9 protein-coding genes are annotated in these 14,409 nt (G+C 70.5%); 5 read left to right on the top strand and 4 right to left on the bottom strand.

Annotation, left to right across the window (positions count from 1 at the left end; translation table 11 throughout):
- Nucleotides 1-61 precede the first annotated feature (61 nt).
- The 3 genes from GQQ95_RS00400 to GQQ95_RS00390 are packed head-to-tail and all read left to right on the top strand — an operon-like array spanning nt 62 to nt 4,069.
- Complete coding sequence (locus tag GQQ95_RS00400; protein WP_157426104.1) at nt 62-2,458, top strand: glycosyl hydrolase family 95 catalytic domain-containing protein; 2,397 nt, start codon at nt 62-64, stop codon at nt 2,456-2,458.
- Nucleotides 2,455-3,459, top strand: a complete 1,005-nt coding sequence (locus GQQ95_RS00395) for a LacI family DNA-binding transcriptional regulator (RefSeq protein ID WP_157425664.1) — start codon at nt 2,455-2,457, stop codon at nt 3,457-3,459. The genes GQQ95_RS00400 and GQQ95_RS00395 overlap by 4 nt, the downstream gene beginning before the upstream one ends.
- A 4-nt stretch (nt 3,460-3,463) precedes the next feature.
- Nucleotides 3,464-4,069, top strand: a complete 606-nt coding sequence (locus GQQ95_RS00390; protein WP_157425663.1) for a DUF624 domain-containing protein — start codon at nt 3,464-3,466, stop codon at nt 4,067-4,069.
- 70 nt (nt 4,070-4,139) lie between these two features.
- On the opposite strand, the gene GQQ95_RS00385 is transcribed toward GQQ95_RS00390, so the two are convergent.
- The 4 genes from GQQ95_RS00385 to GQQ95_RS00370 form a co-directional block, all read right to left on the bottom strand.
- Nucleotides 4,140-5,888, bottom strand: coding sequence for a type 2 periplasmic-binding domain-containing protein (locus tag GQQ95_RS00385; protein WP_157425662.1), 1,749 nt, complete (start codon nt 5,886-5,888; stop codon nt 4,140-4,142).
- A 40-nt stretch (nt 5,889-5,928) separates the two neighbouring features.
- Complete coding sequence (locus GQQ95_RS00380) at nt 5,929-6,894, bottom strand: carbohydrate ABC transporter permease (RefSeq protein ID WP_157425661.1); 966 nt, start codon at nt 6,892-6,894, stop codon at nt 5,929-5,931.
- Nucleotides 6,895-6,904: 10 nt separating this feature from the next.
- Complete coding sequence (locus tag GQQ95_RS00375) at nt 6,905-7,900, bottom strand: ABC transporter permease (protein WP_157425660.1); 996 nt, start codon at nt 7,898-7,900, stop codon at nt 6,905-6,907.
- A gap of 256 nt (nt 7,901-8,156) precedes the next feature.
- A complete protein-coding gene (locus tag GQQ95_RS00370) occupies nt 8,157-10,619 on the bottom strand; it encodes a glycoside hydrolase family 3 protein (RefSeq protein ID WP_157425659.1) in 2,463 nt (820 codons plus the stop codon).
- 134 nt (nt 10,620-10,753) lie between these two features.
- Between GQQ95_RS00370 and GQQ95_RS00365 the strand changes: the two genes are divergently transcribed.
- Together GQQ95_RS00365 and yicI are read left to right on the top strand one after the other, a co-directional pair.
- Nucleotides 10,754-11,932: an ROK family transcriptional regulator gene (locus GQQ95_RS00365; protein ID WP_157425658.1), complete on the top strand. Its 1,179-nt coding sequence runs from the start codon at nt 10,754-10,756 to the stop codon at nt 11,930-11,932.
- A 207-nt stretch (nt 11,933-12,139) separates the two neighbouring features.
- Nucleotides 12,140-14,269 (top strand): alpha-xylosidase, encoded by a 2,130-nt coding sequence (gene yicI, locus GQQ95_RS00360; protein WP_157425657.1) that lies wholly within the window; start codon nt 12,140-12,142, stop codon nt 14,267-14,269.
- The last annotated feature ends 140 nt before the right edge of the window (nt 14,270-14,409 follow it).

Here is a 14,409-nt window from a genome sequence, read left to right as displayed (position 1 = left end):
GCCTCACTGCTGGACGTGTCGAAGCGCTTCAACATCGCGAACATATACTACTCGGGTGACCATGTCCACGCAGGCCCGCGCGTCGCTGCACACGCTGCAGTACGCGCATCCTTCCCGCGCCTGGACCGACGCGCTTCCCGTCGGCAACGGGCGACGGGGTGCGATGTGCGCCGGCGGTGCCGGGTACGAACGACTCTGGCTCAACGACCTGGAGGCGTGGTCGGGGCTCCCAGGGGCCGACCCGCTCGCCGGTGTCGAGGACCGCGCAGCCGACGCGCTCGCCGCGGTCCGGCGCGCGGTCGACGACGGCGACGCGGCTGAGGCCGAGCGCCTGCTCCAGCGCCAGCAGACGCCGTGGGTGCAGGCATTCCTGCCGCTCGGACGGGTCGACGTCGAGGTCGCCGGCCCGACCGGCGAGGCGAGCGGCTACCACCGGGCGCTCGACCTCACGACCGGCATCGCGAGCCAGCACTACGGGATCGACGGATGCCGCGTGCAGCACGAGACCTGGGCCGATCGCCCGACCGGGGCGATCCTCCACCGGGTCGTCGCCTCCCGGCCCGTGCGGCTGCGCCTCGCGCATGACGCGCGGCTCAGGCGCCGCCGGGCGAACACGCCGACCGGCGACGGCTTCGAGGCCGAGTGGTGGCTGCCCGTCGACGTCGCGCCCGGGCACGAGCAACCCGCCGAGCCGATCCGCTACGACGTCGAGCGCGGCCGCGTCGCGACCGTCACCGTGTCCGTCGGCGCCCGCTGCGAGGCATCCGACGACGGCGTCCTGACCCCGCCTGCGACCGAGCACCTCGTGCGCGTGCTCACGCGAGTCGGACCCGCCGCCCCGGAGGCGCACGCCGCGTCGACGACGGTCGCGGCGCCGCGACGGGAGCGCGACGGCGCGGCGCTGCGCGAGGCCCACATCGCGGTGCATCGCGAGCAGTACCTGCGCTGCTCGCTGGAACTGCCCTCCCACCCCGACGTCGCGATGCTCGACACCGACGAACGCGTGCGGCGCGCCTCCGAGCGGCCCGATCCGGGGCTCGCCGCGCTCGCCTTCCACTACGGCCGGTACCTGCTCATGGCCGGATCGCAGCCCGGGGGCCGACCGCTCACCCTCCAAGGGCTCTGGAACGCCGAACTGCCCGGCCCCTGGTCGAGCGCGTACACGACGAACATCAACCTCCAGATGGCCTACTGGCCCGCCGAGGTGACGGCGCTGGGGGAGTGCCACGAACCGCTCCTGCGCTTCGTGCGCGAGGTTGCCGCCGGGCCCGGGGCCGTCGTCGCGCGAGACCTGCACGGCGCCGACGGCTGGGCCATGCACCACAACTCCGACGTCTGGGGCCACGCCGCACCGGTGGGAGCGGGAGCCGGCGACCCCGCGTGGGCGTTCTGGCCCATGGGCGGAGTGTGGCTCGCGCTGCACGCGTGGGAGCACTTCGCCTTCAGCCCGGGCACCGATGCCGACGTCGCCGAGCTGCGGGCGTCATGGCCGGCCGTCGTCGGCGCGGCGCGCTTCGCCCGCTCCTGGATCCAGCGCGACCGAGCGGGCGCCCGCACGAGCCCGTCGACCTCGCCCGAGAACCACTACCTCGATGCCACGGGCGCCATGCGCTCGGTCGACGAGTCGTCGACCATGGACTGCGAACTGCTGCGCGAACTCGGCGACGTCTGCGCCTCCGCCGCCGCGGTGCTCGACGAGCGCGACCAGGAGGTCACCGCGCTCATCGCCGAACTCGTCGAGACGACCGGGCTCCTGCCGAGCCTGCGCGTCAGGGGCGACGGGACCCTCGCCGAGTGGTCGCGCGACCTCGCCGAGGCCGAGCCCGGCCACCGGCACCTCTCGCACCTCGTCGGCCTCTTCCCCTTCGCCCGCATCACCCCGGAGCGCACTCCCGAGCTCGCCGATGCGGCCAGGGCGTCGATCCTCGGCCGCGGCGAGGAGTCCACCGGGTGGGCGCTCGCCTGGCGGGCGGCGATGTGGGCTCGCCTCGGCGACGGCGATCGCGTGGAGCGCCAGCTCGCGCTCGCGCTGCGTCCCGCCGACGGCGACGGACCTCCGGCCGCCGACGGGCACGGCCACGTCGCCGGCGAGCACCGCGGCGGGCTCTACGGCAACCTGTTCAGCGCGCATCCGCCGTTCCAGGTCGACGGCAACCTGGGGCTCACGGCCGCGATCGCCGAGGCGCTCGTGCAGTCGCACGGCGGGGTGCTCCGCCTGCTGCCCGCCCTGCCGCCCGGCTGGGTCGAGGGGCGCGTCCACGGGATCCGGGCCCGCGGGGGCGTTACGGTGGACCTGCACTGGTCCGAAGGACGGATCCTCACCGTCGAGCTCCACGCCGAGGGCCCGTGCCGGATCGACGTGCTGGGGCCCGGCATCGAGGCGCTCGGGTGCGAGCTCCGCCCCGGCGCGGTCACCCGACTCCAACCGGTCGGTCATCTAGCAGAAGGGGTGTCATGACGACGATCGCGGATGTCGCGAAGGCAGCGGGGGTCTCGATCTCCACCGTGTCCTACGTGATGAGCGGCAAGCGCACCATCTCGGTCAAGACGCAGGAGCGGGTCGCCCGCGCGATCGAGGAGCTCGACTTCCGGCCGCATGCCGGCGCACGATCCCTGGCCTCGCAGGCGAGCCACGTGATCGGCCTGCAGGCGCCGCTGCGCGCGGGCGTCGACGTGCAGGTCGTCATGCAGATCGTCGCGGGCGTCGTGAGCGAGGCGCGCAAGCAGGAGTACGACATCCTGCTGCTCGCGAGCGACGACGCGAGCGGGCTCGAGCGCGCCGACCGCTCGTCGAGCGTGGACGCCTTCCTCGTGATGGACGTCGAATCCGACGACACGAGGCTCGCCACGATCGCGGCGCTCGGTGCGCCGGCGGTGCTCATCGGCCTGCCGGCCGGCGCCGAGGACCTGACCTGCGTCGACTTCGACTTCCAGGCCGCCGGGGCGCTCGCCGTCGAGCGACTCGTCGAGCGCGGGCATCGGCGGATCGCACTCGTCGGGTCGCCGCCCGAGGTGGTGACCCGCCACACGTCGTACGCCGACCGGCTCGCCAGGGGCTTCACCGAGGCCTGCGCGGCCTTCGGGGTCGAGGGGAGCATCCACCCGTCGCCGAGCGGTGCCGATGCCGCCCGACTGCTCGACGAGGTGCTCGATCACGACTCCTCGATCAGCGGTCTCTTCGTGCACAACGAGGGCGCGCTTCCCCATGTGGCCGATCGGCTCCGTGCGCGTGCGGTCGGGGCGCCCGCCGCCGCGGCGATCGACCTCATCGCCCTGTGCCCGCCCGAGGTCGCGCACGCGGTCGGCGGGCTCACGGAGGTCATCGACCTTCCGGCCGAGGAGATCGGCGCCGCCGCGACACGGGTCCTCGAGGCGCTCCTGGCGGGCGAGCCGACCGAACGGGTCAACCTGCTCGCGCCTCGTCTGGTGACCTCGAAGCTCGCCGTGGACGAGGCCTGACGGCGTGCGCATCGACCCCGAGAACAAGGCGCTCGACGGCCTCACGACCTTCCTCGCGTTCATCGCGCTCAACGTGATCTTCCTCGTGAGCTGCGTGCCGATCGTGACGATCGGCGCCGCGGTGAGCGCGCTCGACGAGGTGACGATCCGCTATGCCGACGAGGAGCGCGGCCGGCCCGTCGCCGGCTACTTCCCGGCGTTCGGCCGCAACTTCGTCCAAGCCACGCTGCTGATGCTGTGCCTGCTCGTGCCGGCCGCCGCGCTCGTCTTCAGCGGACTCTTCTGGCTCTTCAACCCCGAGCCGTTCGTCACGGCGCTCGCCGCGATCGCCTTCCTGGCTGCGGCGTACGCGTTCGCCGCGTTCCTGCACGCCATGGCGCTGGTGGCCGCGTACCGCAACTCGTTCCGCCAGACGCTCAAGAACGCGTTGCTCCTGCCGGCCGCGGAGCCGATCCGCACCCTGGGGCTGCTGCTCATCCCGGTGACCATCGGATGCCTCGCGGTGATCTTCCCGCCGTTCGTCCTGGTGGTCGCGACCATCGGCTGCTCGCTCGGCGCCTACGGCAGTGCGTTCCTGTTCCGCGCGGTCCACGCACGACACCGCGACTGACGCGCGCCTGGCGCGGACATGAGGAAAGCCCGGGGCGCCTGCCCCGGGCTTCCTCATCGCCGCATCGTGATCAGCCGAACTCCTTCGCGACCTCGACGCGCAGGTCGTTCTGGTCCTCGGCGTTCGCCATGTCGAACTCGAGCACCTGCTCGTACCCGAGGCCGTCGGCCGTCTCCTGCAGCTTCGCCTTCAGCGAGTCGAACTCCGCCTCGCTCTCGGCGAAGATCATCTGCCACGAGTACTGCACGACCGTGGCCTTCACCTGGTTGCGCAGGGTCTCGATCTCGGAGCTGTCGGCGGGGGCCGTGTAGCTCGCACCGGGGGCGACCATGATCTGCTCGTTCTTCGTGAGGTAGTCGATCGTGGTCGAGGCGTCGTCCATGTTGGTCGACCAGTCCGTGCTCAGCGGCGTCTCGATCAGCGCCTGGTAGGACGGCCACAGCTTGTAGCTGTACGGGAAGCCGCGCTCGGGGTCGACGTCGATGGGCAGGACCGCGCTGATGTTCAGGGCCGACGTGCCGTCGATGTAGCTGCCACCGCCCCACTCGGCCGGCACTTCGGCGTCACCGTTGAGGAAGACCTCCTTGCCGAAGTCGGTCAGGACCGGCTCGTCTCCGTCCATCTCCCAGGTGAGGCCCTCGGGGCCGGCGGCGCCCATGGTCTGGCTGTTGTTCGAGAGCGTGCCCTCGGGGGAGTAGAGCCAGTCGATGAAGGCCGCGATGCGCTCGGGGTCCTCCGCCTTCGAGCCGATGGCGAGCACCTGCTTGCCGCCGTACGCCGGAGCGCCGTACGAGAAGATGGTCTGGTCCTGCAGCGGGGCGATCATGAAGCCCCGGCCGGCGGCCGTGTTCTCCTCGGTGTTGTAGGCGGCCTGCCCGAGCCACGGCCAGAACGAGAACAGCACCTGTCCGTTCTGGTACTTCGTCCAGAGCGTGTCGTAGTTCTGGGTGGTCGAATCGGGGTCGACCAGGCCGAGCGCGTTGGCGTCGTGGTAGAACTTCAGCGCGCGGAAGTACTCGCCGTCCTCGTCGAGGATGCCCTGGTAGTCCTCGCCGTCGGCCTTCGCCAGCACGAAGCCCAGCTCGTCGTAGCCGTAGAACGTCGTCGGCTGCTTCGCGTTGTTCATCATGTTGCCGTCCCAGTCCTTGAAGAGCGAGATGGCGTACGTCTTCTGGCCGTTCGGGGCGGTCGGCTGGATCTCCTGCATCTTCTGCAGGGCGGGAAGCAGGTCCTCGAGCGTGTCGAGCTGGGGGTAGCCGGCCTCCTTGTAGAGGTCCCAGCGCACGTAGGGGCCGAACGTGGGGTCGAGGCCCTCCGAGGGCTCCGTCGGCTTGATGGAGGAGACCTGCGAGGGGAAGGCGTACGTGCCGCCGCTCTCCTCGTTGATGCGGGCGACGGCGGCATCGAAGCGGGCGGCGTCGTCCATGGCGCCGTAGTACGGCGCCGAGTCGAGGACCAGGCCGCCCGCGATGAGCTCGTCCAGCTTCTCGCCCTGGTCGGTGATGATCAGGTCGCCGAGGTCCCCTGCGGTCACCCTCGTGTTGAAGAGGGTGTCGCCACCACCGGCCACGTTCGGGGCGATGATGTTCAGCTTCATGTTGAACTTGTCCTTGACGAGCTTGCCGAACCACCCCTCCTGCATGCCCTGGTAGTTCGCGAGCCCGTCGAAGACGTCGATCGTGATCTCCTCGTCCCAGCTCGTGGGGAACTCGGAGACCGCGGCGCGGTCCTCCTGGGCGGCGCCGGGGGTGCAGGCGGCCAACATGCCGATCGTGGCCAGAGCCGACGCCACTGCGGCGACCTTCTTTCGGAGCTTCATTGCTTTCCTCTCTGGTGGTGTGATGGTGCAGGGGTGCCGGTCAGCCCTTGACCGCGCCGAGCATGATGCCCTTGACGAAGAAGCGCTGGAACAGCGGGTAGATGAAGATGATGGGCAGCACGACGATGACCGAGATCGTCATGCGGATCGAGGTCGGCGTCTGCGAGGTCGCGGCATCCACGATCGCGCCCACATTGCCGCCCGAGTTGGCCATCGCCTGGGCGAGGCTGTTCGCCTGGTTGATGAACATGTAGAGCAGGTACTGCAGCGTGTACAGGCTCTGGTCGGTGATGTAGATCAGCGTGTCCTGGAAGCTGTTCCACTGGGCGACGCCGGAGAAGATGGCGACCGTCGCGAGGATCGGGGTCATGTTCGGCAGGTAGATGCGGAAGAAGATCTGCACGATGTTCGCACCGTCGACCTCGGCGGCCTCCTGCAACGACGCCGGCATCGACTCCACGTAGGTCTTCACGAGGATGATGAAGAACGGCTGCACGATGAACGGCAGCACGTAGACCCAGAAGTTGTTCGTCAGCCCGAGGTTCTTCATGACGATGAACACGGGGATGAGTCCGGCGCTGAAGTACATCGTGATGATCGTGAACCGGTACCAGAACTGCCTGGCCCACATGCGCTCCTGCGTGAACATGAAGCCGAGGAACGCCGAGGCGAGCACGGTCGCGGCGGTGCCGATCACGGTGCGGGCGACGGTCACGATCGCCGCCATCGGCAGGCCGTTCAGCTGGAACACCTGCTCGTAGTTGGAGAGGTGGAAGCCCTGCGGGAACCAGCGCACCTCGCCGAGGGCGGCCAGATCGTTGGCACTGACCGAGTTGATGATGAGGTAGTAGAAGGGGTACGCGCACACGAACGCGAGCAGGACGAACACGAGGGCGTTCAGCATCGTGAAGGCGATCGAGCCCGGGGTGCGGCGGGGAGCGGGGGTCCGCGGCTGCTGCGTCGGGTTGACGGCGGTGAGCGCGGTGGTGGAGGTGGTGGTGGTCATCTCGGCCCCCTCAGACGATCGACTGGCCGCGAACACGCTTCGCGATGCCGTTGACGGTGAACAGGAGTGCGACCGAGATGAGGCTCTTGAGCATGCCGATCGCGGTGGCCATCGACAGGTTGTTGCCGGTCATGCCGATGTTGTAGACGTACAGGTCGAGCACCTGGATGTGCTCCTTGTTGAAGGCGTTCTGGAACACGTAGTACTGCTCCATGCCGTTGTTCAGGAGGTTCGCGACGGAGAGCAGGAGCAGCACGATGTACGTCGGCATCAGCTGCGGGACCGTGATGTACCACATCCGCTGGAAGCGCCCCGCGCCGTCGATCTCCGCCGCCTCGTAGAGCTCGCGGTCGATGCCGCTGATGGCCGCGAGGTAGATGATCGCGCCCCAGCCGAGTCCCTTCCAGACGCTCCACAGGGTCATGGTGATCCAGACGTTCTCGTCGCTGTCGAGGAACTTGACCGGAACGGTGATGAGGCCCATGTCCGAGAGCACGCCGTTCACGAGACCGGTGCTCGAGAAGAGCGAGAACGCGATCATGTAGACGAGCACCCACGAGATGAAGTTCGGCAGGGTGGTCAGCGTCTGCACGGCGCCTCGGAACCAGGGCGCCTTGACCTCGTTGAGGAAGATCGCGAAGGCGAGCGGCAGGACCGAGGTCGCGATGCCCAGGAAGCTGATCGCGAGGGTGTTGAGCAGCACCTGGCCGATCTGGGCGACCTGGGTCGGCGATCCGACGAGCAGTTGGAACCACTGCAGTCCGACGAACTCGCTGCCCTGCAGCCCGAGTGCCGGCTTGTAGTCGTAGAGCGAGTAGATCCAGCCGTACAGCGGGAAGTAGGAGAAGAGGAAGATCAGCACCAGGAACGGCACGATCACGAGGAACATGGTGAAGGAGGGCCGCCGTCCGCCCCGCTGCTTGCGCCTGCGCTCGGCCTGCTCGGCCTTCGGGCTCTCCTCGAGGCCGGTGGCCGTGAGCTCCTGGATGACGCCTGACGTGGTCATCGGGTCGCCGTTCCCGGCGCCGACCGACGGGCGATCGCACACTCTTTCATGTCACTCCTTTGTGGGACAAACGCGGTTCGAGTATTTGTTCGAAACTCCAACTATCGAACCGCTTCGACTGAGGATAGTCAGACGCACGGCGATCCGTCAAACCTTTCGAGCCGCGGTGCTCGCGGCCTGGACGGCCGGGGGTGCGGACGGGTGCTCGGAGCGCACGGACGGATGCCCGCCTGCTCACGGGCGGATGCCGCCGTCGTCACGCCCGCGCGGTGATCACGGGCGCGAGCGCCAGGACCAGGCGCAGGACGTTGCGCGCCCCGCGCTGCAGTTCCTCGAGGCTCAGCCCGCCCTCGCGCGCGACGGAGTCCTGGATCGTGCGGTCGACGTACGACTGCCGGCCGCCCTCGTCCTTCACGCCGCCCGGCATCAGCACGTCGACCTGGGCGCGGACGCGGTACGCGTTGTCCTCGAGCGCGGGGAAGTCGGGATCCACCGCCGACTCCATCCACCAGTCGGTCATGACGCACCCCTCGAAGCCCCATTCCTCGCGCAGGATCGTGGTGACGAGGTCGCGGTGGTAGTGGGACCAGACGCCGTTGACCTTGTTGTACGAGGTCATCATCGCCAACGGCCGTGCCTCGCGCACGCAGATCTCGAAGCCGCGCAGGTACAGCTCCCGGAGCGCGCGCTCCGACACCCGGGAATCGTTGAGCGTGCGCGACTCCTCCTGGTTGTTCGCCGCGAAGTGCTTGGGGCAGGCCGCGACGCCCTGCGACTGGAGGCCGGCCACGACGGCCGTCGCGAGCCGGCCGGTGATCAGCGGGTCCTCGGAGAAGTACTCGAAGTTGCGCCCGCAGAGCGGGTTCCGGTGCAGGTTCATGCCGGGGCCGAGGAGCACATGGGCGCCCTTGCGCACCATCTCCCGGCCGTGGAGCTCGGCGAGTTCCCGCACCAGTTCCGGGTCCCAGGTCGAGGCGAGGGCTGTCCCCGACGGCAGGAGCGAGGCGTATGCGGACAACCGGATGCCGCTCGGCCCGTCTGCCGTCGTCACGGGCAGCACACCCTTGGCTCGGAGTGAGGCGGACACCCCGCCGAGCACGCCGGCGTTGCCCGGCGTGCCGAGCGGGCTGTCCATGATCACGTCGCCGCGCGCGAGGTCTGCGAGTTCGTCGATCGTCAACTGGGCGATGAAGTCGTCCAGCGTCGCGGTCCCCGCTGCGACCGCATCGAGGCGGATGCCCCGGTCGCCCGTCGGCGGGACGAGCCGCAGCGGGTCCGAGAGCACGCGCGCACGCCGATCGACCGTCGAGGTCGGCGCGTCCTCCCACGCGACGCGCACCCGCCCCTCGCCGTCGCGCGCCGCGGTCATCTTCCGGAAGGGCGTCCGGGGGTCGACGGCCGCCGCCTCCTGGACGCGGCGCACGACGCGGAGGTCGTCGAGGGTGACGGACGCGGCGGATGTCGCCCGGCGCACGTCGGTGCCCATGAGGAAGTCGTACTCGCCCGCCTCGAGCACCCAGCAGTTGCGGTGACCGGTGGAGCCGGCGTCATCGTACGAGGCGAGCTCGGCGAGCTCGACGGTGATCGTCACGCGCTCGCGATCGCCGGGCGCGAGGAGCGAGGTCTTGGCGAAGCCGGCGAGCTCGCGTGCCGGCTGGGCGAGCGCCCGTCCGGGCTTCGCCACGTAGAGCTGCACGGTCTGCCTGCCGGGATGCCGCGTGCCGACGTTGGCGACCTCGACGATCACCTCGACGCGATCCGCCGTCACCGAGGCATCCACCACCCTCTCCTCGAACTCGGCGTACCCGAGCCCGAAGCCGAAGGGGAACAGCACCCGCTCCGGCGCGAAGGTCTCGAAGTAGCGGTAGCCGACGAAGATGTCCTCGGCGTAGACCGTGACCTCGGCGTCTCCGAAGTTCTCGGCGCTCGGGTAATCGTCGTAGCGCGTGGCGATCGTGTCGGTCAGCCTGCCGCTCGGAGCGATCTCCCCGGCGAGGACGCCGGCGACGGCGCGCGCCCCCTCCATGCCGCCCTGCCAGGCGTACAGGAGGCCGGCGATGCGGTCGCCATAGCGGTCGAGCCAGCCGAGGTCCATCACGTTGCCCGCGTCGATGACGACCACCGTGCGCTCGAAGGCGGCCGTGACCCGGTCGAGCAGCTCGGTCTCCTCGGCGGCGAGGAAGTAGCTGCCGGGCTCGAGGAGGCTGTCCCGCGCCTCGCCGGCCGCCCGCCCGAGGACCACGACCGCGACCTCGGCCCGCTCGGCGGCCGCCTCGGCGACCGTGGCCTCCACCGGCATCTCGGCGAAGTGGTGCGGCCAGCGCCCCCACTCGGTCGAGATCTCGGGGCGGTTCGCGGCGGTCCAGCTCGCGTACCGGTCGGCGAGCGCGTCGTCGACCCGCACACCGGCGTCGCGGAGGCCGGCGAGCAGGTTCCACACGTAGGGCACCTTCACGTCGCCGCCGGAGCCGTACCCCACCGCGAACCAGTCGAGTTGGACCCGCCCGAACACGGCCACCGTCCGCTCGCCGAAGGGCAGTACGCCGTCGTTCCGCAGGAGCACGACGCCGTCGGCCGCCGCCTGCCGCGCCTTCGCTGCGAGCCGTGGATCGAGCGTCGGGTCGGTGTCCCGCAGGGCGCTCGAGATCTGGGCGACGGACTCGATCGGTGCGAGGGCGTGCGAGCGGTCGCCGGAGTCGACGGACGGCGTCGTGGTCATGGGGTCCTCCAGTGAGAGACGGATGCCTCGAGCGAGTGGAAGTCGAAGCGCTTCGAGGATACGCCGTGCAGCGGGTTCCGCGCTGACCGCGACACATCTGCGGAGGCGACTGGCGAGCCCCCTAGAGTGATCGAATGGCAGAGCGCAGCGGCACCTTCGACGGGGTGCACCGTCGGAACCTGGCGAAGGTCCTCGGTCTCGTGCACCTCGACGGGCCGCGGTCGCGGGCCGCGCTGACCACGTCCACCGGCCTCAATCGCTCGACCGTCGCGGCGCTCGTCGGCGAGCTCGTCGAAGCCGGTCTCGTCGAGGAGCGCGCCCCCGATCCCACCAATCGCGTCGGCCGCCCGTCGCCCGTGGTCGCCGCGCATCCCGGGGTCATGGCGATCGCGGTCAATCCCGAGGTCGATGCCGTCACGATCGCGGCGGTGGGCCTCGACGGCCGCATCCCGGTGTCCGAACGGGTCGAGGTGGATCACCTGGTCTCGCCCGAAGAGGTCGCGCAGCTCGTGGCCACGACGCTCGAGCACTGGCGCGCCGACCTCCTCCGGTCGGCGCGGATCGTCGGCATCGGCCTGGCCGTGCCCGGCCTCGTGCGCGCGGCCGACGGACTCGTCCGCGCCGCACCCCACCTGGAATGGCGAGAGGTGCCGCTCCGCGAGATCGTCGAGTCCGCCACCGGGCTGCCGGTGGCGGTCGGCAACGACGCCAGCCTCGGCGCCCTCGCCGAGCACCTCTTCGGCGCCGGCCGCGGCGTCGACGACCTCGTCTACCTGAACGGCGGCGCGAGCGGCATCGGCGGCGGTCTCGTGATCGGGGGCATCGTCGTGTCCGGTGCGGGCGGCTACGCGGGCGAGTTCGGCCAGAACCGGCCGGGAATCGCCGCGGCCGGCGATCGGCGCGCCGAAGGCGGAGTGCTCGAGGACGAGGTCGCCCGCGCCAGGCTGCTCCAGGTCGTCGGCCTCGCCGGCGCCGACGAGCCGACGCTCAAGGCCGCGCTCGAGGCATCCGATTCGCCCGAGGTCGCGAACGAGCTCGCGAGGCAGCGCCGCATCCTGTCGACCGCGCTGGCCAATGCGATCAACGTCCTGAACCCCGCCGTCGTGGTGCTCGGCGGCTTCCTGGCGACGATCGCCGAGCGGGATCACGACGCCCTCGTCGACGCGGTCGTCGCCCAGGCGATGAGCCCTGCCGCCGAGGGGGTGCAGCTGCGGGTCGCGGCGCTCGGCGAGGGCCGGCTCGCCATCGGCGCCGCCGAACTGGCCTTCGCACCGTTGCTCGACGACCCCGAATCGGGGATCGCGCCCGCCTGAGCCGTTCGGCTCGAGAACCCAGGCGAGCCGCGCGGCCAACCGGACTTGCGCGGCCGCGCGAATTCCGTCTACGCTGCATCGAAGCGCTTCGATCCGTTCGATTCGAATGGATTCGACCGCGCTTCCCACCAGCACATCCCGGACGCGTCCGGGCACCACGGAGGCATCAATGACGAGCACCACCCCTCACGCGACGGCGGTCGGGCGATGAAGTTCACCGACGGGTTCTGGCAGTTGCGTCCCGGGGTGGAGGCGCAGTACGCGCAGGAGGCCTACGAGCTCGAGGCGCACGACGACGAACTGGTCGCCCTCGCACCCACGCGGGTGATCCGGGACCGCGGCGACGTGCTCAACCGCGGGGCGCTGACCGTCACGATCGGCAGCCCCGCCGAGGGCGTCGTTCGGGTGCGCGTCGAGCGCCACCGCGGGCGCCAGGCCGATCCGGGCTTCGAGGTCGTGACGGATGCCTCGCACCGTGCCGTGGTCTCGGTCGAGGGCGACGACGGCGTGGTCGACGCCGGCGCGCTGCGGGCGCGGCTCTCGCGGCGCACGCCCTGGTCGCTGTCGTTCGAGCACGACGGCGGCACGTACACGCGGAGCGGCCACAAGTCGATCGGCTCGCTCACGCTCTCGCCCGGCGCGGCCGTGTCGGCCGAACCGGTCGGTCCCGCCGGCGTCTCGCCCGACGGCCGGCCGTGGGCCGAGCACTACCTGCACGCCCAGCTCGGACTCGACGTCGGCGAGCTCGTCTACGGCCTCGGCGAGCGGTTCGGGCCCATGGTGAAGAACGGCCAGGCGGTCGACGTGTGGAATGCCGACGGCGGCACCTCCAGTGAGCAGTCGTACAAGAACGTGCCGTTCTACCTCTCGAGCCGAGGCTACGGCGTACTCGTGAACCACGCCGGCCATGTCTCGTTCGAGGTGGGCTCGGAGGCGGTCGAACAGGTGCAGTTCTCGGTCGCCGGGGAGGCCCTGGAGTTCTTCGTGATCGCCGGGCCGACCCCCGCCGAGGTGCTCGATCGATACACCCGCCTCACCGGGCGCCCGGCGCTCGTGCCCGACTGGTCGTACGGGCTGTGGCTCTCGACGAGCTTCACGACCGAGTACGACGAGCAGACCGTGAACGCGTTCATCGACGGCATGGCCGAGCGCGACATCCCGCTCGAGGTCTTCCACTTCGACTGCTTCTGGATGCGCGAGTTCCACTGGACCGACTTCGAATGGGACCCGCGCGTCTTCCCCGATCCCGAGGGCATGCTCGGGCGCCTGCACGATCGCGGACTCCGCGTCAGCGCCTGGCTCAACCCGTACATCGCGCAGCGCTCCTCGCTGTTCGACTCGGGGCTCGAGGCCGGCTACCTCGTCAAGCGGCGAGATGGCTCGGTGTGGCAGTGGGACCTCTGGCAGGCGGGCATGGCCCTCGTCGACTTCACGAATCCGGCCGCGACCGCCTGGTTCCAGGAGCACGTGCGCGGGCTGCTCGCGCAGGGCGTCGACGCGATCAAGACCGATTTCGGCGAGCGTGTTCCGGCCGACCTCGTCTGGCACGACGGCAGCGACCCCGAAGCCATGCACCACCGCTACACCCAGCTCTACAACCGGGCCGTCTTCGAGGTGCTCGAGGAGGTGCGCGGCCCGGGGGAGGCGGTGCTGTTCGCCCGCTCGGCGACGGTCGGGGGGCAGTCGATGCCCGTCCACTGGGGCGGCGACAACTCGTCCAGCTTCGTCTCGATGGCCGAGAGCCTGCGGGGTGGGCTGTCGCTCGCCCTCAGCGGGTTCGGATACTGGAGCCATGACATCGGCGGCTTCGAGGGCGACCCCGACGCGGCCGTGTTCAAGCGCTGGCTCGCCTTCGGGCTGCTCTCCAGCCACTCCCGGTTGCATGGATCGACGAGCTACCGGGTGCCGTGGGCATTCGACACGGGCGACGAGGCGCCGGGCCAGAGCGCGGTGGAGGTGGCACGCCGCTTCGCGAAGCTGAAGCGGTCGCTCAGGCCCTACCTCGTCGCGGCGGGGGAGGAGGCGCACCGCACGGGGCGTCCGGTCATGCGGCCGATGGTGCTCGAGTTCCCCGACGACCCGGCGGTCGCGCATCTCGACCGGCAGTACCTCCTCGGACCCGACCTGCTCGTGGCGCCGGTCTTCTCGGACGCCGGCGACGTCGAGTACTACCTGCCGGCCGGGCGCTGGACCAACTGGTTCACGCGCGAGGTGGTCGAGGGCGGCGCGTGGCGCCGCGAGACGCACGGCTTCGACACGGTGCCGCTGTGGATCCGCGAGGGCGCCGTGATCCCGATCACGGGCGAGGACGGCGCGGCCGGCGAAGTTCAGGGCTGAGCGTCGCACCACCCTGGCCGAGGCCGCGTCGAGGCGTGGTCGGCTCGGCCGCGGCCGCCGGCGGCCGGCCGTCCCGAGCGCCCTCGCTTCGCCGGACGGCCCGGCCCCTTGTGCGGCTCGAAGCGCTTCGATAGCGTCAC

This window comes from Agromyces salentinus, from assembly GCF_009749395.1.
Taxonomy (GTDB): domain Bacteria; phylum Actinomycetota; class Actinomycetes; order Actinomycetales; family Microbacteriaceae; genus Agromyces; species Agromyces salentinus.
Note: the sequence above shows the minus strand (reverse complement) of the source record. Positions and strands in the feature narration are given on the sequence as shown.